The organism is Bradyrhizobium sp. in8p8 (assembly GCF_000426845.1).
Taxonomy (GTDB): domain Bacteria; phylum Pseudomonadota; class Alphaproteobacteria; order Rhizobiales; family Xanthobacteraceae; genus Bradyrhizobium; species Bradyrhizobium japonicum_C.
The window spans coordinates 1-20,674 of the sequence record NZ_AUGD01000003.1; the positions used below are offsets into that span (position 1 = coordinate 1).

22 protein-coding genes, 1 tRNA gene and 5 pseudogenes are annotated in these 20,674 nt (G+C 61.6%); 11 read left to right on the top strand and 17 right to left on the bottom strand.

The features are described 5' to 3' along the window. Positions 1–258: CbiX/SirB N-terminal domain-containing protein (locus tag K408_RS0110045; RefSeq protein ID WP_028145853.1), on the bottom strand; the 258-nt coding region annotated here is incomplete at its 3' end. A 512-nt stretch (positions 259–770) separates the two neighbouring features. On the opposite strand from K408_RS0110045, the gene K408_RS43335 reads away from it, so the two are divergent. Then, a complete protein-coding gene (locus K408_RS43335) occupies positions 771–1,040 on the top strand; it encodes a hypothetical protein (RefSeq protein WP_245269068.1) in 270 nt (89 codons plus the stop codon). 181 nt (positions 1,041–1,221) lie between these two features. Here K408_RS43335 and K408_RS44275 read toward each other — a convergent pair whose 3' ends face one another. From K408_RS44275 to K408_RS44090, 3 genes are all read right to left on the bottom strand, one after another. After that, positions 1,222–1,437 carry a DUF1488 family protein gene (locus tag K408_RS44275; RefSeq protein WP_080654862.1) on the bottom strand — a complete coding sequence of 72 codons (216 nt, stop codon included), beginning with the start codon at positions 1,435–1,437 and terminating at the stop codon, positions 1,222–1,224. 421 nt (positions 1,438–1,858) lie between these two features. Next, complete coding sequence (locus K408_RS44085; RefSeq protein ID WP_349509757.1) at positions 1,859–1,981, bottom strand: helix-turn-helix domain-containing protein; 123 nt, start codon at positions 1,979–1,981, stop codon at positions 1,859–1,861. After that, a complete protein-coding gene (locus tag K408_RS44090; RefSeq protein WP_349509758.1) occupies positions 1,933–2,745 on the bottom strand; it encodes a Crp/Fnr family transcriptional regulator in 813 nt (270 codons plus the stop codon). Before K408_RS44090 ends, K408_RS44085 begins: the two co-directional genes overlap by 49 nt. Positions 2,746–2,783: 38 nt before the next feature. Between K408_RS44090 and K408_RS0110060 the strand changes: the two genes are divergently transcribed. Beyond that, entirely contained in the window at positions 2,784–2,993 is a 210-nt protein-coding gene (locus K408_RS0110060; protein WP_024338916.1) for a hypothetical protein, read from the top strand. 518 nt (positions 2,994–3,511) lie between these two features. Here the strand turns inward: K408_RS0110060 and K408_RS0110070 are convergent. Continuing rightward, positions 3,512–4,330, bottom strand: coding sequence for a nucleoside phosphorylase (locus tag K408_RS0110070; protein ID WP_024338915.1), 819 nt, complete (start codon positions 4,328–4,330; stop codon positions 3,512–3,514). A gap of 21 nt (positions 4,331–4,351) precedes the next feature. Then, positions 4,352–5,020 (bottom strand): ArsR/SmtB family transcription factor, encoded by a 669-nt coding sequence (locus K408_RS0110075; RefSeq protein ID WP_024338914.1) that lies wholly within the window; start codon positions 5,018–5,020, stop codon positions 4,352–4,354. 73 nt (positions 5,021–5,093) lie between these two features. Here K408_RS0110075 and K408_RS0110080 point away from each other — a divergent pair, with 73 nt between their 5' ends. The 5 genes and pseudogenes from K408_RS0110080 to K408_RS43355 all read left to right on the top strand — a co-directional run bounded on the left by K408_RS0110080 (position 5,094) and on the right by K408_RS43355 (position 8,693). Continuing rightward, the gene (locus K408_RS0110080; RefSeq protein ID WP_024338913.1) at positions 5,094–5,834 is read left to right on the top strand and encodes an MBL fold metallo-hydrolase; all 741 of its coding nucleotides are present in this window, start codon (positions 5,094–5,096) and stop codon (positions 5,832–5,834) included. A 4-nt stretch (positions 5,835–5,838) separates the two neighbouring features. Next, positions 5,839–7,302: an MFS transporter gene (locus K408_RS37885; RefSeq protein ID WP_024338912.1), complete on the top strand. Its 1,464-nt coding sequence runs from the start codon at positions 5,839–5,841 to the stop codon at positions 7,300–7,302. Further along, positions 7,299–7,517 carry an SHOCT domain-containing protein gene (locus K408_RS43105; protein ID WP_210163708.1) on the top strand — a complete coding sequence of 73 codons (219 nt, stop codon included), beginning with the start codon at positions 7,299–7,301 and terminating at the stop codon, positions 7,515–7,517. The genes K408_RS37885 and K408_RS43105 overlap by 4 nt, the downstream gene beginning before the upstream one ends. A gap of 46 nt (positions 7,518–7,563) precedes the next feature. After that, the gene (locus K408_RS0110095) at positions 7,564–7,917 is read left to right on the top strand and encodes a DsrE/DsrF/TusD sulfur relay family protein (RefSeq protein ID WP_024338910.1); all 354 of its coding nucleotides are present in this window, start codon (positions 7,564–7,566) and stop codon (positions 7,915–7,917) included. Between the two features lie 216 nt (positions 7,918–8,133). Then, positions 8,134–8,693, top strand: a pseudogene (locus K408_RS43355) (cysteine desulfurase family protein). Between the two features lie 380 nt (positions 8,694–9,073). Here K408_RS43355 and K408_RS42020 read toward each other — a convergent pair. Together K408_RS42020 and K408_RS42705 are read right to left on the bottom strand one after the other, a co-directional pair. Further along, positions 9,074–9,310 carry a hypothetical protein gene (locus K408_RS42020; RefSeq protein WP_155248380.1) on the bottom strand — a complete coding sequence of 79 codons (237 nt, stop codon included), beginning with the start codon at positions 9,308–9,310 and terminating at the stop codon, positions 9,074–9,076. A 20-nt stretch (positions 9,311–9,330) separates the two neighbouring features. Next, positions 9,331–9,630 (bottom strand): class I SAM-dependent methyltransferase, encoded by a 300-nt coding sequence (locus tag K408_RS42705; protein ID WP_051160662.1) that lies wholly within the window; start codon positions 9,628–9,630, stop codon positions 9,331–9,333. Between the two features lie 418 nt (positions 9,631–10,048). Between K408_RS42705 and K408_RS43360 the strand changes: the two are divergent. The 3 pseudogenes from K408_RS43360 to K408_RS44280 form a co-directional block, all read left to right on the top strand. Continuing rightward, positions 10,049–10,249: pseudogene (locus tag K408_RS43360) on the top strand (hypothetical protein). Between the two features lie 18 nt (positions 10,250–10,267). Then, positions 10,268–10,686, top strand: a pseudogene (locus K408_RS43365) (hypothetical protein). A 614-nt stretch (positions 10,687–11,300) separates the two neighbouring features. Next, positions 11,301–11,621: pseudogene (locus K408_RS44280) on the top strand (IS21 family transposase); the annotation flags it as partial. Positions 11,622–11,830: 209 nt separating this feature from the next. Here K408_RS44280 and K408_RS42715 read toward each other — a convergent pair. The 6 genes and pseudogenes from K408_RS42715 to K408_RS0110145 all read right to left on the bottom strand — a co-directional run bounded on the left by K408_RS42715 (position 11,831) and on the right by K408_RS0110145 (position 16,175). Then, positions 11,831–12,127: a hypothetical protein gene (locus K408_RS42715; RefSeq protein ID WP_196232365.1), complete on the bottom strand. Its 297-nt coding sequence runs from the start codon at positions 12,125–12,127 to the stop codon at positions 11,831–11,833. A 206-nt stretch (positions 12,128–12,333) separates the two neighbouring features. Continuing rightward, positions 12,334–12,774 carry a restriction endonuclease gene (locus K408_RS43370; protein ID WP_245269070.1) on the bottom strand — a complete coding sequence of 147 codons (441 nt, stop codon included), beginning with the start codon at positions 12,772–12,774 and terminating at the stop codon, positions 12,334–12,336. Beyond that, positions 12,660–13,514 (bottom strand): DNA methyltransferase, encoded by an 855-nt coding sequence (locus tag K408_RS43375; protein WP_245265889.1) that lies wholly within the window; start codon positions 13,512–13,514, stop codon positions 12,660–12,662. The genes K408_RS43370 and K408_RS43375 overlap by 115 nt, the downstream gene beginning before the upstream one ends. A gap of 71 nt (positions 13,515–13,585) precedes the next feature. Then, positions 13,586–13,852, bottom strand: a pseudogene (locus K408_RS44095) (DNA methyltransferase); the annotation flags it as partial. Further along, the gene (locus tag K408_RS43385) at positions 13,824–14,084 is read right to left on the bottom strand and encodes a class I SAM-dependent methyltransferase (protein WP_024338904.1); all 261 of its coding nucleotides are present in this window, start codon (positions 14,082–14,084) and stop codon (positions 13,824–13,826) included. The pseudogene K408_RS44095 and the gene K408_RS43385, both read right to left, overlap by 29 nt. A gap of 528 nt (positions 14,085–14,612) precedes the next feature. Then, entirely contained in the window at positions 14,613–16,175 is a 1,563-nt protein-coding gene (locus K408_RS0110145) for a phage integrase SAM-like domain-containing protein (protein WP_155251390.1), read from the bottom strand. 318 nt (positions 16,176–16,493) lie between these two features. Here K408_RS0110145 and K408_RS44285 point away from each other — a divergent pair, with 318 nt between their 5' ends. After that, positions 16,494–16,730: a DUF3800 domain-containing protein gene (locus K408_RS44285; protein ID WP_433994134.1), complete on the top strand. Its 237-nt coding sequence runs from the start codon at positions 16,494–16,496 to the stop codon at positions 16,728–16,730. Positions 16,731–17,034: 304 nt separating this feature from the next. Here the strand turns inward: K408_RS44285 and K408_RS37920 are convergent, their stop codons facing one another. From K408_RS37920 to K408_RS0110165, 3 genes are all read right to left on the bottom strand, one after another. Next, complete coding sequence (locus K408_RS37920) at positions 17,035–18,312, bottom strand: DUF6538 domain-containing protein (RefSeq protein WP_024338901.1); 1,278 nt, start codon at positions 18,310–18,312, stop codon at positions 17,035–17,037. Between the two features lie 97 nt (positions 18,313–18,409). Beyond that, positions 18,410–18,499 (bottom strand) — tRNA-Ser (locus tag K408_RS0110160). Between the two features lie 726 nt (positions 18,500–19,225). Next, complete coding sequence (locus tag K408_RS0110165; protein WP_024338900.1) at positions 19,226–20,362, bottom strand: ROK family protein; 1,137 nt, start codon at positions 20,360–20,362, stop codon at positions 19,226–19,228. Positions 20,363–20,674: the final 312 nt, after the last annotated feature.

Sequence of the window (20,674 nt, forward strand, 5' to 3'; positions counted from 1 at the left end):
GGGCCCTGCGACGAGCATGGGCGCATCCTTGGCGCCGTGCAGGCTTTCGCCGGAGAACAGGCCTAGGACGACGGTCGGCCCGACGATCGCCGCCGCAGTCTCCTCAAGAAACGGCGGCTCCTCCAGGAACGCCGCCGCGACCTTCGCAACGGCGGCGCTTTGCTCGATCGTTCGCGCGACCTGCTCGGTTGCCTGGCGCGACGCCGGATTGCGCTTCGAGCCGTGCCCCTGGAGGGCGATCGTGCAGGCCTCCGGCACGAAACATGAAGTTCCTGCGGGAATGGCCGTTCGACCTCTATGCGGGATTGCTGCTGCGCGCCGGCCTCTTCGTGAGCGCTTCTACTGCCGCAATCTGTGCCTGCTCGGGGCGGCGCTCGCGATTCCCCCCGCATGCGGATGTTCGAATCGCTCAAGCGCTACCGCGAATGCGCCGCCGAATGTCACGTCTGCGCGCGTCGCTGCACGGTGCAGGCGATCCATCCGCCTGAGCGGGGTCAACGGTGCGCTGGTGAACCGGAAGGTCCTTGACGCGACAGAACACCATGAACACCTTTGATTGGTAGACGGACGGAGTCGATCCGTGAAGTTTTTGCTGAGAATTATGCTTGCAACCGTTATCCTGAACGTTGGTCCAGCCGTCGCGCCGCGCCGTAGAGCGCCGTCGCTTCTCCTGCCCTACAGAAGGAATTCGATGGCTTCATCGAGAAGTTTCGCGCGGCACTGAGGCAAACGATTCCGCCGCCGTTGCCGGTATGACACAATTGCCGTTTATGAATGACAGCGCAATTCGCGACACCGCGCAATCCCGTGCCAAAACCTATCAGACCTCGTTCACGGCGAAAAAACGCGCGTGTATCCAGCGCGGCAAGGCCTTTACGACCGCGATCAAGAGAACAATGACTATTACTCAGTCTTCTGCGGCCAGCTCATCTTCCTCTTCACTAAGACGCCGGCGGGCTTCCTTTTCACGGATATCGGCGCGAATGACTTATCAGGCACAATGCCGTTCACTGCTGCAACCGTTAATCGACCTGCGCTGATTGATCAACGCTCGCGGAATGCGACGTGGGCCGCTTAAGGTCAAAATCGCGGGTCGACACCACTGCGAGCCGCTTCCGGTCTTCGCTCGACAGGGGACGCTTGGCCGAGCATTGAGCTAGGCAGCCTCGGGCCAGAAGCGGGCATGCAGTTGGTCTTAGCCTTGGGTCCCTTCGAACCTGCTCATGGACGCTCGGTCGCCCGCGCAAGATGCTCGGCTCGGACAACCGGCCTCTCCTTGCCTGCATCATGCTGATCGCTTGCGATCTGCTCGATTCTAAAGCGTTGCCTTCTGAACGTCCCGACTATGTCATTCGGATCAGCGCCTTCCGCTGCGGCAAGATCCCGCAAGGGGGGCCATTCCACTCGGCAGACGATGCGGTCAACGCCATTGAACATGGCGAAACCGCTTCAGGCTATGCCGCCTCGAACTCGCCTGACGAATCAGGGATAAGGGGCATATGAAACTCTGTTTCGTTGGCAGCGCCGCCGCAGCGCAATTTGCCGTCTTTAACGCTAATGCTTCATCGTGACACTGACACTGATCTCAAAGAGGGGCCGTTCCTCGTCTCTTACCCTGACTGAGATCGCAGAGCCCTTTGCAATGAAGATGTCGCTGGCGATAGATGTGGCGGTCTGAGCGCTGCAAGGTGCGCAGCATCAAAAGATGCAAACTCCTCTCCATGATCGTCGTCAGCGGCATAAAAGTCACCGCGAATGTCGAAGAAGTAGCGCATCAAAGTGCTGGGTCTAAATGAAGGTAGAGTGGATCGAAGTCCGCGACTTGCCGGAGGCGTTCCAGATCGAGAATGCTGATTTCTCATCGTTCGATTTCCAGCAGACCCTTCGATCGAAGTTCTTTGATCACTCTATTCGTATGGACGATGCTCGTTCCTATTGCCTCCCCAAGAACGACCTGGGTGACTGGGAACCTGAAGGACACGTCTGTAACACGGCCGATTGTTGTGAGCCTCGTGTATATATTTCCAGGATGAGGTGAGCCAACCGACTTATGGCGTCGCGTTGTCCCACGTTGCATATCCACTCCCGGAATATCGCAGAATCGATCAGCGTGTCCCGCCACAGCGCTTCAGCAACCCGGGGGCTGCTCCGGGTTAACGAGCGGAGCGCATCATGAGGAATGAACCCGAGGATGCAGTCGTCCAAAGTGATGAGTTCGTGATCGAGAACGTGAAGGTGCAGACTTTGCAGATCAGGGATGTCGCCGGGCCGATGAAAGGAGAGAATTTGTCGCCTTGCATCTCCGACGATTTTTGATCGTTGCATAAACCCGTCAATGATCAGGCAACAAACAGAAGGCCTATCTGCGGTTGCAACCACCGCCTGCCCGCCGGCTACCCGCTTAGCGGTTATCGGAAGGCGCAAAATCGCCTGCTCATCCTGGTCCGAAATGTTAGCCGTGAGCCGCAGCCGCTTGAGCAAAGGCTCCATAATATCGAGCGTCATCGTTCCCTCTCGACGCAAAACACCGATCCGACAGTCAGAGTTCCGGTATCCAGTATTGAGCCGAGCAGAGTGCCCGGCAGGAGCGGAATCCATGCAGTCCGCGATAGCAGGCTCCCGCTCATCCGGTAGCGGCGATCCAGACAGCGCCATCGCGTTCCGTGACGGGCGTTGTAAGGCTGGTGGGCGCTCCCCGCTAGAGCAGATGAGTCTCCGTTGACGGTGCCGGCTCTTCAGTTCCATATTGTCGAAAATGGTTTGTCGAGCCCTTGAGAAGCCGGATGACGCTGTCGGATCGCGTGAAGTCGACTATGGAAGTCGTGTTGGAAGAGACGTGCCGGGAACTTCCAAACGGCGGTGACCATGAGATCCGGAAGGTCATTGCTGAACAGCTTTTGGCAGCTGCCGAGGCTGGGCACACCACCTTGGATGAGCTGCGGGCCGCAGCGCTGCGTGCATTCCCCAGCGCAGCAAAGATCACTCGACAATAGAGAGCGTTGGAGACGGCTTGTGGCTTCGGTGCTGCTTATTGAGGATAAGCACTCATCCAGATGATGGTAGCCCACAAGCTCGCAGAGCTGGGCCACACCGTTGTGACCGAAGCCAGTGATCTGGCCCCCGCCCGGGAGCTCGTCAACAGCACCAGTTTTAATTCGCTGTGGTCGATGTCTTGCTCGGCCACACCAGCAGCGAACCGGTCGCGGCGGTCACAGAACGCAAGATCCCGTTTGCCTTTGCGAGTGGCTAGGGGCTGATGGAATGCCGGGCGGACTTCAGGACCGCCCGCTTCTCACCAAACCCTTTCAGATAGATCAGCTCGAACGCTGTACTGAAATACCCCCACGGCGTTCACACCATCCATGGCCATGCGGTTGCCGATCCAGGTTTCCTTTCGGCGCTCCGGAAGATCTCAAAGAGCTATGAAACACCTGAATAGGGGTGACGGATTCGCACGCGGTTCTGACCTTGACCGCGAGCGCCAGCAGCCTCGATCGCCAGAATTTCTGCGCTACTTCCGCCAGCCGCGGGCAGCGGCGGCGACGACAGCAAGTGTCGCTTCCGCGCCGTCGGCCTCGCCTTTCTCGAAGTCGCCTTCCGTCTGTGCCATAGCATTCGTGACGTGCGCGAAGCAGACGATCGGTCGGCCGCTCGCTGCGCTGAAGGCATAGAGAGCGGCGGCTTCCATCTCGACGGCAAGCGTGCCCAGATCCCGCGCACGCGATATGGCGGCCTCGGTTTCTCGGTAAGGCGCATCGGTCGTCCACGTTGCGCCCCGGTGCAGCGTAATGCCTGGCAGAGCCCGTCCCGCCTGCTCGACCCGCGCGAGCAGCGGTGCGTCGGGTGCTTCGGCGAAGATCGAGCCCGGCAGGTAGTGATAGCTTGTCCCCTCGTCGCGCAGCGCGCGGTCGATCAGGACGAAGTAGGGCGTCGGTCCGATGGGATTGATCTGGCCCGCCGAAGTGACGCTGACGAGCAGCCGGCAGCCGGACGCGAAGAGCTGCTCGGCCACCAGGACGGCGAAGGGGGCGCCGACCGCGCATCCCACGATCCCGACTTCGCCGATGCCGTCGAGATTCAAGGCAAGGAGTTCGGTGTGGTAGCAGGCCCAGCCGTCATGGACGCGACCGGTGCCGGTCCGCTTGAGGTGACGGACGACGTCGCCGTCCGGGTCTAGAACGCAGATCTCGGGGACGGCGACGAGCGGCAACTGTCTCTGCCGACGAGCCTCCCTCAACAGCGCCTCCGGCCGAAACACCGAGGGTGCCTCGTGATCCTTGATGCCGACGATCGGCCACGCGGATTCCGCGCGATGAGGCTTATCATCCATGGTGCACCTGATCGATCTGTCTCAAGCCGCGGATTCGACCGGCAGGCCGGCGGCTTTCCATTCGGGGTAACCGTCCTCAAGACGGCGAACGCGATAACCGCGCGCCCTCAAGGCCGACACGGCTTCGAACGAAAGGACGCAATAGGGACCGCGACAGTAGGCGATCACCTCGCGTCCCTTGGGAAGTTCGCCGAGGCGTCGTTCCAGTTCGGCAAGCGGAACGTTGAGCGCGCCCGGCAGATGGCCAAGCGCGAACTCATCCTCGGGCCGGACATCAAGCACCGTGACCAGATCGTCCTGCAATCTGGCGACCAGATCATCGCGCGAGACCGGTTCGAGCGCGTCGCGGGCGTGGAAGTAGTCGGTCACGACACGGCCGATCTCGGCGATGTTGCGCTCGCCGACGCGACCCAGCGCCTTGGTCAACGCGACCACTTGGGCCTCGCCGGCTAGGCGATAGAGAACGTGTTTCCCGCGACGCTCCGTCTCGACGAGACGCGCGCGCCTGAGAATCTGCAGGTGGCGCGATGTGTTGGCGAAGGTCAAGTGTGCCCGCGCCGACAGCTCCTCGACGCTGCGCATCCCCTGCGCAAGGTGCTCCAAGAGCTCCAGCCGGTGAGCGTGGCCGAGCGCCTGCGCTACCCCGGCAAGGTTTTCATAGATCGCCTGTTTCGGCCCCGAGCTTGACACGGCTATCCTTCGATATATCATTCAACAGATCGGTTGAGTGTTTCTAGCGTCTCTCAGAGGGGAGTGCAAGTCAATGATCCTCCGCCAGTTCTTGCATCACGATCCCGTCGGCATTTCCTACCTCTTCGGCTGCGGTGGCAAGGCCACCTGTGCGGTCGTCGATCCCGTCGGAGATATCCAGCCCTATCTGCAAGCTGCCGATAATGCCGGCATGCGCATTCACTTCGTCATAGACACGCATGTTCATGCCGACCACCTCTCGGCGGGACGGGCTCTCGCGGACGCTGCGGGAGCATCCTACGTGCTCTCGTCGAACGTGGGTGAGTCGTTTCCGTTCAAGGCGGTTGGCGATGGCGAGGTCCTTCCGCTCGGCAACGTCACGGTGACGGTTCTCCACACGCCGGGTCACACGCCCGAGCACATCTGCATTCTGGTGACGGACCGGACGCGCGCCGACGAGCCCTGGTTCGTCTTGACCGGTCACACCCTCATGGTCGGCGATCTCGGCCGCACCGAACTCGCCGCCGGCGCCGAGGAAGGCGCCAAACAACTGTTTCGCAGCGTGAGCAAGCTGAAGGACCTGCCGGACTATGTCGAAGTGCTGCCCGGCGCCTATGCGGGTTCGGTCTGCGGCCGCCGGCTGAGCGGCAAGCCCTGGTCCACGATCGGCTCCGAGAAGCGGCACAACAAGGCCTTCATGATCGAGGATGAAGCCGAGTTTGTCCGGTTCATGGTCGCCGAGATTCCGCCGGCACCGCCGGAAGCCGCGAAGATCAGAGCCGCCAATTCAGGCATCACGGCCGCTGCGGCCTGATGCCATGAGCGAAGCGGCATCCGCTCCACAAGGCTCGCCTTCGGTCAGATTGGGGCTGAAGGAAAACTGGCCGCAGTTCGCTCTGCTTGTCCTCATCAACGCTTTCGTCGGCGGGATGATCGGGATCGAGCGAACCGTCGTGCCGCTGATCGGCACCGAGGAGTTTAAGGTCGGCTCGAGGACGCTCGTCGTCTCCTTCATCGTCAGCTTCGGCGTCGTGAAGGCGTGCGCCAACCTGATCTCCGGCCATTTTGCCGACAAGTGGGGGCGCAAGCGGGTTCTGGTCCTTGGGTGGCTGATCGGACTTCCGGTGCCGTTCATGATCATGTGGGCGCCGAGCTGGGGATGGGTCATCGCCGCCAACGCCCTTCTCGGCGTCAATCAGGGCCTTGCCTGGTCGATGACAGTGATCATGAAGATCGATCTCGTCGGGCCGAAGTCGCGCGGGCTTGCTGTCGGCCTGAACGAGTTCGCAGGCTATCTCGCGGTCGGCGTGACCGCCTTTCTCACCGGATATCTTGCGGCGGAGTATGGGCTGCGACCGGTACCGATCTATCTCGGCGTGGCCTATGCGATCGTCGGTGCTGGGCTCTCGATGCTGCTGGTGCGCGATACGCGCGAGCACGTCCGGCTGGAGACTGCGGCGCATGCGCGTCAAGCGTCCCCGATCAGCTTCCGGGAGATCTTCGTCCTCACCTCGTTCAGGGATCGGAATCTGTTCGCCGCATCGCAGGCCGGGCTGGTGAACAACCTCAACGACGGCATGAGCTGGGGGATCTTCCCGCTGTTCTTCGTCTCCTTCGGCTTAGCCGTCGATCGGATCGGCATATTGAAGGCCGTCTATCCGGCAACGTGGGGCATCCTCCAGGTCGCCACCGGTCCTCTGTCCGACCGCTGGGGCCGCAAGGGCCTGATCGTCGGCGGCATGTGGGTGCAGGCCGCGGGTTTGTTCCTGACCGGGGCGACCGATCATTTCGAGTGGTGGCTCGTCGGCAGCCTGCTGCTCGGACTTGGCACCGCCATGGGGTATCCGAGCTTGATCGCCGCCGTATCCGATGCCTCGCATCCAAGCTGGCGCGCCCGCTCGCTCAGCGTTTACCGATTCTGGCGCGATCTCGGCTACGCGATCGGGGCGCTGTTGGCCGGCATCATCGCGGATAGATTCGGACTTTCGGCGGCGATCGCTTCGATCGCCGCCCTGACGTTCATTTCCGGCGCCGTCGTGGCGGTGTTCATGCGGGGACGGAGTTCGGTTGACCTCGCGCAAAAAGGGGCCGACCGGCCGAGTAGAGTGGGTTTCCTCAACGATGGAGCAAGCCGATGCAGAAAGTCTTGGTCCACGCGGTCGCCGTTCTCTCCCTCCTGCCAGGGGCAGTATATGCGCAGGCGCAGCCGCCATCAGATGTCGAGCGCTACTACGGTTGGGGGCCGCACATCATGGGGTGGGGCGGAGGATGGTATGCCATGATTTTCGGTCCGTTGTTCATGATCCTGTTTCTCGCAGTCCTGGTCGCCCTCGCGGTTATCGTCGTTCGCTGGTTGGGCGCGCCATGGCCAGGGACATATCCCCCGCATCAATTGCCGCCCGCACGCACGCCGCTCGATATCCTCAAGGAGCGATTTGCGCGCGGCGAGATCGACAAGGCGGAATTCGAGGACCGGCGGCGCGTTCTCGGCGAGTAACTCGGCGCGACGCCTCAAGTTCGCGTAGCTGGAAAAGGGAACACTTGTGCAGGTCTTGCTGATATTGAACGACCCGCCCTACGGCACCGAGCGGACCTATAATGGCTTGCGTCTCGCTCTCGCCCTCGCCAAGAGCGATCCAGCGACTACGGTGACGGTCTTCTTGATGGCCGACGCGGTAGTGGCCGCCAAGTCCGGCCAAAAGACGCCGGACGGCTACTACAATGTAGAGCGCATGCTGAAGGGCGTGCTCGCGGGTAAAGGACAAGTCCTGCTTTGCGGCACCTGCATGGACGCCCGCGGGCTCACTGATGCCGAGATACTCAGTGGCATGAGACGCAGCACCATGGCCGAACTCGCGACGACGACCGTTTCCGCCGACAAGGTGTTGGTCTTTTGAACCGTCGCAGAGGAGCAGCTGGCATGCCGCCGATCTATCTCGACTACAACGCAAGCACGCCTGGGGATCCGGCAGTCGCGGCGGCGATGCGGCCATTCTTGGATCAAGCCTTCGGCAATCCGTCGAGCGGGCATTGGGCGAGCACGCCAGCCAACGCCGCCCTGGAGCGCGCCCGGCCAGATCGCCGCGCTGATCGGCGCTGCATCTGGCGAGATCGTGTTCACCAGCGGCGGCAGCGAAGCGAACAACCTCGCAATCAAGGGCACGTTCTTCGCGCCGAACCGCCGAGGAGCGCACATCGTCACCTCGGCCATCGAGCTTCCGGCTGTTCTCGCTCCCTGCCGATTTCTCGAGCGGTTCGGCGCCTCGACTACTCATGTCCCGGTGGACCGGACCGGCCGCGTCGATCCGGACGACGTGCGTCGCGCTATCACTCCGCAGACGACACTGATCAGCATCATGCATGCCAACAACGAGATTGGCACCATCCAACCATCCAGGAGGTCGGCGAAATCGCGCGGGAGCACGGCATCCCTTTCCATACCGACGCAGCGCAGTCGGTCGGCAAGATCTCTACCAAGGTAAACGAACTCGGCGTCGACCTCTTGTCGATCGCTGGTCACAAGCTCTACGCCCCGAAAGGCGTCGGCGCGCTCTACGTGCGTGGCGGCCTGGAATTGGAGCCGTTGATCCACGGCGCCGGTCATGAGCTGGGCCGCCGTGCCGGGACGGAGAGCGCGTTGCTCGCCGTTGGGCTCGGGGCAGCGGCCGCGTAGGCGCAGGACCTTGCTCCGATGGAGCATGTCCAGGCTCTCCGTCATGCATTCTGGCAGGCGCTGCAGGATCGCTTCGGCGATCGCGTCGTGCTCAATGGCCATGCGCATCGTTTGGCCAACACCCTCAACGTGTCATTCCTCGGCAAGATCAGCGCTGATATCCTGGCACAGCTCGGCGACGTCGCGGCATCGACGGGGTCGCGTGCCACTCGGGACGGATCGAGCTCTCGCCCGTTCTCGCCGCGATGGGCGTGCCGGAGAGGATCGGCAGGGGAGCGATCCGTTTCAGCTTGGGAAGGACCACCACATCGGACGAGATCGACCATGTGGTCACGCGTCTGGCTGAAATCGTATCAGCCTGATCGCTCGGCGGAGGCAGATCATTTGGCGACTTGAACGCGTCGTTTCTCCGCCAGCAGCAGGACAGGCTCGTTCGTGGAATCGCTCGCCGCCGCGAGATCGAGATCCGCCCGTTCGAAAGCTGCCGCGACTTCGGCGAGCGCCGTAAAGCGGTAGATCTCGGGCGGAAACAACGGCGGCGAAGTCGGCGTTGGTCCGGAATGACAATCCCAAACGGCCGCCTTGGCTTTAAGACGCGAGCGGTCTCCCTCAGGCACCTATCGAGATCCTTCCAGATTTAGAGCACGTGGACGCAGAGCACCTTGTCGAAGGAATCGTCGGGGAACGGCAGGGACTCCATGCTCGCAAGGACTACACTGACACGATCGGCCTCCACGTGCGCCCAGTTACGCCGCGCTGCGATCTCCACCATCAGCTCGGAGGGACCCACGCCAACGATGCGTCCGGTTGCCGCGCGGCTGGCCAGTTCGGTCAGGCTGCGTCCGTGTCCACAACCGACATCGAGGGTGCGGTCGCCTTGCTCGATGCTGAGCGCATCCATCACGCGCAGATTTTGCCGCCAGGTTTTGCGAGCCATGATGAACGCGATTAGTCGACCCAAGAGTCCTCGAGCATTCCTTGCCTGTTCGGCTATGAAGCAGGGTCGGCGCATGACGGGATTGTGGAGCAAGGCCAGGATATTGGCCCGCCGAAAGTGAAACTCGGCTAGCAAATCTGAACTTGCGCGAGCGATTTTTCCGGCTCTGGCAAATGCCCCCAAAACCGTGCTCGTAACTTGGCGCTCCGTAGGGGAATCGAACCCCTATTTCAGCCTTGAGAGGCCACGTCCAACCATTCGAGTGAGACGCACGGGGCTGCCCGCCTATACCGCAACGCGAAGCATCGCGACAAGGGGTGGCATGTTGGGCCGTCTCTGGAGACCCGAATCTTAACATGCCTGAATCCCAAGTCGGCAAAATCGGCGACAATGAGATTCTCCCTGCTGGGGGCATCTCATGTTCGACACGGCAACTACCGCGCTTTTGCGCGCGGTCCTCGATGAAGTATGAGAAAGTGTCTCGGCCCGCGAGATCGGCGCGCGCACGCACGTGGCTTCGAAGATTCTCGAGGCTGCCACCAGAGGCGAGGTGTCTCCCGAACAGCTTCGGCAGGTTGGCCGCGAGGCCCTGTCCCACGCGCCCACGATGTGGCCTTGATCTGATCCGGAGCGGGGCATGAACTTCCAGGTTACGGTCCTGAAGATCCTGGTGGCCTACCCCGATGGCTTCGCCGTCATTGCAGACCTGAAGACGGACATGGCCATCCTGGCGACCAGCGGACGCGACTGGGCGGACCGGACCAGACGCCTCGCGGCACGGGTCCCGGGTTTCGACATCTGGTCACAAGGGCTGGTTGAGCGCATAAGCGGCGGGTGGAGGCTGACTTCCAAGGGTCGGGAGGTGCTCGAGTTCATGGAAGCCCGGCCGTCGCCGGAGACAATCCAGGTGGCTGCAGCCAACGAGACTACCCTGCCGGTTGCCGAACAAACGCCGGTTCCTCTCCTGCGGCAGCCCTCCGACCGCGCCAAGCGCCGGAGAGAGCGCCGCGAACGTCGTCGCGAGCCCGCGAACGAGCCAAGGCAAACGCCTCCTAGTAGGAAAATAGCGCCAGCGAAGCCCGGCGGCTTGGTTTGCCCGACGTCGATTGCCTTCCCAAGCGTACTTTTTCTTGCGGCCATGCCCGCAGATCTACAGACCGCTTTCCGATTCGGCGGGCCAAACGGCGGAATTGTGCACCGCGCTCTTTCAGGCCGGTAGGCCCGAAAGGACGCGGACGGGAGCCGAACCCGCGCGATGCGGGCCCCGCTTCTGCCGACGAGAGCACCTGTCGCTTAAGGTCGGCCCTGACGCGGTCGATCAGGACACAGGGCTCCGCGGGCCGGTCACCTCGATTGATGGCCGTGGGGCCAACTCGCTGAGCGTCCCGAGCGGCATCCGTTCAGGCCCGCAAATGGTGATGTTCTCGCCGAACTCTCCGGTTCCCCCCTCGAAACCGGCCTCCGAGAGGGATGCGAAGAACTCGTATGCGATCTTTGCGGCGCGGCGATCAAGGTGAGACCTCAGCGACAATCAGGATGAGACTGCGCCGATGGGGACGGACCGAAGGGAGGGCGTACCGTCCCATCGGCGTCGCGCTTTTCGGACCCGTCTGGCGGCTGGGTGCGGCCGGTGCAAGCTGTTGATTCGTCTCCAAGAGGAAATCGATGCCTTGCCTGGCCTTCACATCACCGACCACCAGATGAGGCTGTACATGAACTGCCGACTGACATAGTCCTCCGAGGCGGCTGCGGCCAACGCGGGGTTCTCGAAAGCAAGCGCATATCGGATCGAGGACGATTTGCGCCTGCCATCTCAGAAGAAGGCGCCGAGGGGCCGGCGACGGTCAGATCCACTCGCGCTCTACTGGGACGCTGAGATCATACCGATCCTGAAGGCTGCGCCTGGCATCTGCGTGATCGGCGTGCTGGACGAACTGCACCGACGGCATCCCGACCTCAACCCGAACATCCGACGCACGCTGGAGCGGCGCCGCATCGGCAGCATCGAGCTTGACGAGATTTGGGGCTACGTCGGCAAGAAGCAGAAGCGCGTCGAGCGTCACGAGATCGGCCACAAGGACGATCACTACACGTTCGTTGCGCTTGGCTCCGCGCCAGTCGTGCCATCATCAGCTACCGCACTGGCAAGCGCGACAGCAAGAATACGGACCTGCTTACGCAGGACTTGCGCGAGCGCGTGCTAGGCGAGCCGGAGATCAGCACCGATGGCTTCCTGCCGTACCAGAACGCCATCCGCGATGCCTTCCGGGGCAAGGCCCACCATGGCGTGATCGTAAAGACCCACGGCGTAACCAACCTGGCTGTAAACGACGCTGCGCGCCGCTACAGCCCGGCAGAGGTAATTGCAGTAGAGCGTGACGTAGTAAGCGGCTTCCCGGTCAAAATCTCGACCAGCTACGTTGAGCGCAAAACCTAACACTGCGCATGACGCAGAAAAGGTTGCCCGGCTCACTAACGGGTTTTCAAAGAAGCTCACCAATCACGCTGCGGCAGTCAGCCTGTACGTGGCTCATTACAATCTGTGCCGCCTCCACGAGTCCTGCGGACCACACCAGCGGTTGCCGTTGGCGTTGCGGATCGGGTCTGGACGGTCGGGGATCTGATTGACGCGGTGCTGCCGCTGGAGCCCAACACGCCAGTGCGAACTGTGAGTAGCTTCCGAGTAGTTGATGACGGGAAAGACTAGCCCGCTAATCCAACAAATCGAGGATCAACAATGACGCCTTTTGCCGGGACAATCTTCTCGCCGGCGAAGGGCAACAGCAGTTCAAGCTGATCCTTGTCCTTGCGCTTGAGGGAAGGCGTGAGCTTTCTTTCAGGCACAGGCAGCGGCGGCATTTTCGGCATGTGCCCCGCGAGCATGTTTTCAACTGTCAAAATCTGTATGCGGGGAAGGCGCCCATGCGCGGACTTCGCCACATACCCGGAATCGCGAGCTTCTTTGAGCATTGCTGCGGTTGGTTCTGCCAAGCAGACAAAAATACCCATTTCGGCTTCCTCCCGTTCGATTACGCCACGGAGGTCGCGGACCATTTGAACTCCAACATTTTCCCCGCCCTTAACGGAGATGATGATGCGCCCGTCACCATACGGGCCGTTCTTGAATAGTATGTTCCCATCAATTCCGCGGTCGGCGCCCATCTTTTCTTCGCGGTAGGTTTGCGCCAAGCTGCCCACCACTGGAATTGATGCTTATCACGTCGCGCAAGATCGCGAGCACCCGCCAAATCCTCGGGCCGACCGAACACCTTAAATTTTGCTTCAGCGTGCTTCGCGCGAAGCCGCGCCTCAATCAGGGTGATGGCGTAGTGGGTCACATCAATGCCAATCCATTGACGGCCAAGTCTCTCAGCGGCCTCAACAGTGGTCCCGCAACCACAGAAAGGGTCCAAAACAACATCGCCGGGATTCGATGATGCGCTGATAATGCGCTCAAGTAGTGATAGCGGTTTCTGTGTCGGATAACCTAGTCGCTGCTGCGCTTGCGAATTGATGGCGTCAATATCGGTCCAAACGTCCTTGAGAGGAACGCCGGGAGCGTCCGACCAAAATTGCTTATAACGAGGAAAGCCATCATTTTTGGGCCAGTAGATCAGGCCAACACGATCCAGCTCGTCCAAGCGATCTAAGAAATCGAAATCAGCAAGGTTGCCTCCTGTGACCTGCTCATATTTTGAGTAGAGATAGGAGGCCGGTTGCCAATGTCGGCCCTGCTCTGGCGGATTGAAGCCGCGCCATGCGGTGCCACTAGGGCCTGTTCGCGTACCTGGACCGGTAAGTGCCACGTTTTGAAAGGCTTCGCCGGTTGCCGCGTCAACCTTGCCGAACTTCTTCTTGTATTCGTCGGTATAATCCTGCCGCAATGTGTTCCAAGTCGCTGCCGCAGACTTCGTGTATAAAAGATCACGTCATGAACAGGGCCGAACCCTTTCGCAGAGTTGTGCGATCCTGTCTTCCAAACGATCTCGTTGCGGAAATTTTCGTGCCCGAATATCGCGTCTAAGAGTATCTTGAGGTAGTGGCTCGCCGTTGGATCGCAATGAAGATAAAGCAACCCTGAATCCTTCAAAACATCGTGTAGCTCCAACAGCCGCGCCGCCATCATGGCTAGGTACGCCATCATGGCGTTTTGCCCGATGTAAGACTTCATGCCTTTCAGCGCCAGCGCGATATCACCGGAGGGCGCGCATAACGTCGTCATAGGAATCGGCCGCCGCCTCGCTCCACTCCCAAGTGTCCCTAAACGCTTCCGCCTGCGCCTTGGCAGCCTCGCCCTTAGGCTCCTTGAACAGCAGGCTATAGGTCGCGTTAGAATTGAACGGTGGATCTAGATAGACCAAATCCACGGATTCTGGTGCGATCCGGTCCCGTAGAACGGGAAGGTTGTCGCCAAAGAACAGACGATTACCGGTTACGATCTTTGCCCGAGCCACGCTGCAATCCCCATCCCAAACGGGAATGGATCGTTAGGCACAACCGGATTCTGTTCCGTTAAATCACAGGAATCGCTCTCGGCATGGTTAGCGAGACCTAAACACTGGTCAATTTTGAGCTGTCCTAATCCAAAACGGCGCGTGTCCTAATTAGGACAGCACCCGATTTTCTAGCATGATGCCAGCGTGCACTCATCGTTCTGGTTTCACTCGCGGATTGCGCTTCATCTCGGAAGCCATGATGCTCCCGCCGAACAGACAGTCGCGATTCCGGCTTCCATCGCGTCAACTCTGGGCTGGGCCGATCCTGCCGCGGGGCCGGATAAGACCGCTTCCGGGATGCAGAATGCCCATCAGATCGCAAACTAAAACCCGGATCACACGCAGATTGCTCGCCAGCGCGCTCGTATGACGGTCGATGAAGGGCGCGCGAAGGCGCGTGGAAGAACACATCGCCAAACGACGAAGTATTCAGCAGGGTTGGCGCTCGGGCTGCGCGGTCTCCTCGTTAAGAACTTGGGACCCTTTTTAAGCCGCCGTCGGCTTGTCGAGTGGAGTCCGCTCCCGCTGCAGGAGCGCGACGGCTTGCGCGATGACGTCGTTCCCGGCGGGACGTTCGACGTGGAGCGATTTCCCGCTAACCACGTAGCTCGGAAACAACTCCATCCAGGCCGCGGTGATGTCAATCGGGAAGAAACCATATTTCTCCCCTTCCATCTTGAAAGCATGTCCTTGAATATAGAGCCTTACTTCCCGGTCCATCCCCACGCGGCGACACTCGGTTTTGAAGCGGTGCCGCCAGCCGTGATTGGGCGCCACCGTACCCGGCTCGATGCCGGCCACCTCCCGCGCCCAATCCGCGAGCCCTTCGGCGCGCGTCTTGTGGATCGTAAGCTTTGCCTCTTTCAACTTCTCCTTCCCGAAGAAGAGCGGCAATCCCTCGCGCGAGCGGACGAATTCGAGGAAGCCCTGCTCGATGAGGTGGCGGTGAACGGGAACGATGCGCGGACGACCGTTCTTGCTTGTTTGTATGTCGATCCCCCATACGCCGGCTTCGAAGATGATATGTTTCGACTCCAGTCGCGTTATCTCGGCAACCCTCGCGCCGCTATATGCGAGCAGCCACGGAACCCAGCGGCGGGTGTTCGCCACGTCCTCGCAGACCTGCGCGTTAGGCGTAAGACTCGCCTTCAGGATCGCGTAAATTTCGCTGTCCCGAAGATCCTTTTCCCGCGTGCGAGGCAACGGTTCGCCGTCGGGATTGACCGTGTTGCAAGGATTCGTGCTGATCAGTCCGTGTTTTCTCGCCGAGTTGAATACGGTCTTTATGGCCGCGAAGTAGCCGTCCTTGATGCGAACGTCGCTTAGCCCTTGCTTTTCCTTCAGGTACCTGATCCAGCCCCGTATGTCGTCTGGCGAGACATTCGCGACTTCATCGTGGCCGACGAAGGCTATGAATTTGTCGATGCACGCCTTGAACGCGGCGTGTGTGTCGGGCTTGGCCGTCGGCCGCGCGCGTACCCAGGACGCGCAAAGACCCGACAGGGTCGTCGTCTCGGGGTCGGGCCACGCCGGATAGAGATTCTCGTCCGGATCGGGGCGGAGATCACCATTGATCTTCTTTAGAGCGGCGCGACATGCGTGTTTGGCGGCGCGTTGAGCCGCTTGAATCAAATGCCAACGGGCGTGCGAGTTCACTATCAGACCTCGCGCAGCCAAGACGGCATCCACATGGTAGCCATGGAGGCTTTCGAGCGCCGCATCATCGTCGATCGGCTTGGTGACCTGCCTGGGCTGCTCGCCGTCGATTTCCTCCATGAGTCCTAGCGCAACACCGGCGCTGATGCCGGCATGGAAGCGTGTTGGATGGTAGCCGTTCAGCCAGCGCCGGTAGATGTCCCCTGCCAAAGCCTGGATCTGGACCAGAGAGAGACCGCGGATCCGCCCCTGCCTGAGCTGGGCCCATCTGGCTTCGACTTCACGATCGTATTTCGCCCAAGCGGCCTGGGCCCTGGCCTTGTCGCGGCCGAGTCGCTTCTTTTCCTCGCGCTTATCCTGACGACGGCTACCTGCGCCGGCGGCAGCATCCAACTCGCGGAGCGCCCGCCGTACGTCATCGGGGATCCGACGACGGTAGTGATAAACGCCGCTTTTATCGAGAATTGGCTCCCGGACCCGCACCTGTTCCGCCCCCAGAATCGAACTACCTTATGCAGGGGGACCGTAAGGATTTCGGGCGAGGGTTAAGTCATATCCTTCGAATTTCGTGAACGGCTTCGAAAGCTTAGCATCCGCGCCGGCGACTCAGGCCCCACCCGCTGCCTTGCAGCACCGCGTTTCGCGACAGTGGAAGGGCTATTGGCAACGCACCGTCAGCAGTTGAATCGTCAAAAAAATGTAATTCATTCAGTGCGTAATAGAGAAGTAATCTATCCGAATCATTTCGTCGGTGACCTTGAGATCGTTATCGACGCCAGAACCAAGGAACTCCAAACCAAGAACAAGTTCGATGGCTATCTAGAGACGAGGCTAGTCGGCCATTGCGCCCATGAGCATTCGCTTTCCATCACGCACGGCGAGTCTCACCTGTATCCCGGTCTACAGGCCGTAGACTTTCTTTCGTGGACGAAAGTACGAGCACGGTGACTCGCGATTTGCCGATCTGATGACCAAGGATCTTGCTCATCGCGACGACTGGCAATCTACCAAAAAATAAGGCCCGCAACTTGCGAGCCATATTTTGCTTGCGCCGTCCTGAGCTAGGCAGGCCGCACATGCGCAAAACCTGTCTGCTCATAAGCCGTGAAAGCCGCTGTTCGTTCTGTCCAAAGACGCTCTACCAAAAGTGGACGACTGGCAAGAGGCTCGGCGGCTTGGCGGAGGATGCTGCGTACGATCCGGGACATCTCGCGGACCACCCGTTCGCATCAGTCAGCCTAAGCGTGACAGTTTAGGTCTCCCTTTCGACTGCGTACCGCGGCAGCTTTTCGATCTCGCGCAGCGCGACGAGCGGCCAGGTCTCGCCGTAGCGATCAGCGACCTTTGTGCCCGCATGGCCCTGGACAATGTTGCGGACGTCCTCTGGCATTGCGACCACGCGCGCGATCGACGAGAAGCGATGACGCCAGCCGTGGTTGGGGGCGACGCGGTCGTCGATACCGAGCGAGCGGACCCATTCCGCCAACCGCTCGCCGACCTTCTTATGGTGGGGATTGGAATCCTTGCCGCCACGGCTACGGCGCGGGTCGTAGAACAGTGGCCGCGAGCCGCGCGTCTTCACGTAGTCGAGCAGACCCTGTTCGATCAGATGGCTATGAAGCGGCACCTCCCGAAACTTGCGCCCCTTGTTGTTTTCCGCCCGGATGCGGATCATCCAGATGCCGTCGCGCAGGACGAAGTCGCGCCTGGTCAGCGGGGTGATCTCGTTGACCCGCGCGCCGGTGTAGGCGCAGATCCAGGGCACCCAGCGCCGGGCCGCCGCCATCTCGACGCTGATCTTGTCGGAGGGCTCGCGCAGCGTCGCCGACAGGATCGTCTCGGCCTCCTTGCCGTCGAAGCCCTTGTCCCGCTCCACCGGCGCCTCGCGCACGCGCACCTTGACGCCGGCGGCAGGGTTTTCGGCGAGCCGGCCCTGGTCGACGGCGTACTGCAACGTCGCCTTCACCGCGGCCACGTAGACGTCGCGGACGGTGACGTTCGACATGTCGCCGTCGAGCAGCGCGTCCTTCCACGCAACGATGTCGGCCCGCGTGATCGCCGCGGCGTCGTCGTGGCCAAGATGGCCGATCAGGCGGTCGAGGACCGGCGACCAGCGCTTCACGGTCGAAGGCGCGAGTTCGGCCTCCTTGGCGTAGGATTCGAAGATCGGGCGCAGTGCGACCGGCGTGTTCGCGGTGGCTGTTGCGGCCGGAGCGGACGGAGGCGGCAGCGCGCCGGCGGCAAGCGCGGCCGCGGCGGCTGCCCCGGATCCCGCCGTCTTGCAATCGACGCAGATTGCCGCATGTCGCGTGCCGTCGACGACCGACCCGCCGATTTCCGACCAAGCGCGCGCGAGCCGCGCCATCTCTTCGAGGTTGCGGATCCGCGCGACGACGGGATCGCGCGTCTGCAGCGAGAACTTGATCTCGCTCTTGCCGATGAAGTCCTTCAGCCGTTCGGGAACGCGCTTCCTGAACAGGTAGATTCCGCTTTGCGGATGACGTTTGGGCGTGCCGAGCGCATGAACCATCTGTGTACCGACGTTGTGTACCGTCGGTCGTCCGGAAAAACGCGAAAAGTCCTTTCAGATCAAAGGACAGCCGTTTTACGGGTGTTTTCGGGACTGCTGGCGGAGAGGGAGGGATTCGAACCCCCGATAGGCTTGCACCTATGCCGCATTTCGAGTGCGGTGCATTCAACCACTCTGCCACCTCTCCTGAAGGCGCCATGTAGGAGCAGCGGCCCCCGTGGTTGGGGGCGTTAATAGGCGAGGATGGCGGGCCAGACAAGGCGCGGGATACGAAAATCGGACCGGTTTCGGCCGGGCGACCGGCTCCAGCGGTTGGGGCGGCGCGTTTCGGCGGCATTTCGCGCGATTTGTGCTGAGCATCGGGTCGATCGGCACGGGCGGTGACGCGCCGTGCATCTGAACGAATCATCGCTGCCCTCCGTCGGGTGAACGGGAGGGGCCCACAGCTCGCGAAGCGGGAAGTTCGCCTGCGGCCATCCTTCGAGACACCTGCCCGCGGCGGGCCCTCAGGATGAGGTCTCGTGTCGTGGCGCGATTGTTTTGCCGGCGCGATGGGGCCCTCATTTGAGGAGCCCGCTCAAGCAGGAGGAAAACGGGGTGGGACCGCCAGACGCGGTAAATACTGGCGGTCCCGGTGCCGCTCATTGAAATACTGGCCGTGAAGGGCGGCTTCGCCGGCCGAGTGGAAGCGACGATTCGACCCTAACGTGCGGCGGGCCTGCCGCAACGCAATCCGGTCCTTAACCTAACCGGTCAAGGTTACCTGGGCGCCCGCGCCGGCAAGACCGGGCGGAGCATCCCTCGCGCCGCATTGGACGGATCGAAACCTCTCACCCGAACGGCATCTGCGATGGCATCCGACCTCTCGCTCCGGGAGAGGTGGGCAACGGTAGGCCCATCGACCTTGGCCGCTTCAGTCGTCCTTCTTGCTGTCCTTGGTCTTTTTCTTGCCGTTCTCCGCGGAATCCCGGTCCTTGTCCTTGCCGTTCTCCTTGCGGCGGTTGGTGAATCGGGCGTTGCCGAGACCGGTGCCGATGGTGAGCACGCCCCAGCGATCGACGTCCTGCATGAACGGCACCTCCGACAGGCCCTGAACCACGCCGTCATTGTGCATCAGGATCGCGGTGTCGTGCTCGCCGATGGCGGGGATGCCCTCGATCAGGCTCGCCGGCAGGTTGAACTTGCTGCTCTCCCAATTGCCGGGGAGATTCTGCGCGCCCTTCTCGATGGAGCCGTCGGCGTTGATCACGCCGGGACAGGCGATGCCGATGAAGGGCGCGAGCTTGTAGCCCTCGGTCTCGGCCTCGGTGATCAGCCCCTTCAGCATCTTGGTGAGCCGCTTCACCGCGCCTTCGCGGGTCGGCTCGTCGTCGGCGTGACGCCACAGCTCGGATGTCACGACCTTGGCCTTCGACAGGTCCTTGGCCTTCTTCCAGCCGGTCTCGACGAGGCCGCAGCGGATGTTGGTGCCGCCGATGTCGACGGCAATGATGCTGTCATGGGCCTCGAAGATCCAGGACGGCGCCAGATGCAACGCGCCGACGAGGCCGGCTTCGTCGGGGTGATGGCGGATCGGCTGCAGGTCGATCTTGAAATCCTCCGATTTGAGGATGATCTCGGTGCGCGCGATCGCGAGCTCCCCGAGCCGGGAATCGCGGAAACCGCCGCCGACCACGATGCGCTCGGTCTTGGCCCAGGCCTTGGTCTTGAGGAAGCGGCGCGTGACGTAGGCAAGCTCCTGCGCGAAGTCCTCGATGGCGCTGTGCACCACGGCGGAGGCCTCGACGTCGTCGCCAACCATGATGTCGTCCAGCGTCTTCTTGCTGATGTTCTCCGTCTGCTCCTTGCCGAACGGATCCTCGCCGCTCTTGCGCAACGGCTTGCGCCAGCGCTCGAGGATCTCGCGGAACGCGCCTCTGCTGGCGCGGTCGCCGAGGAAGCCGTCCTCGTCCTTGATCTCGATGTTGAAACTGTCGACGTCCACCGAGGGCAGCCGCTCCGCCCCGTGGTGGGCGATGCCCGTCGTCTTGACCAGCTCGTCTGTTGCCATGATAGCCCTTGCCCGCATGAAGATTTGCGGGACAACGGCGAGGGAACCCGTTGGTTGCGTCCCCGGCGGAGATTCCGCTCCAGCCGCTCGAACGGCGCAAATCCTTCTAATCCGTGGCTTTTTCCCGGGGTTTTCCTTGACTCGCGGCGACCAGCGGCTATAAGTCCCACAGCCGGCGCGGGGCGTTTCTCGCGCCGCTTGCTTTTGCGTGGGTTTTCAATGGGCTAAGCCCCGCCCACGCAAACGCGCATAAACCCTTAGCGACTGACAAAAAGCCGGCCCGGACGAGTCCCGTCCCGAGGCCGGGATTGA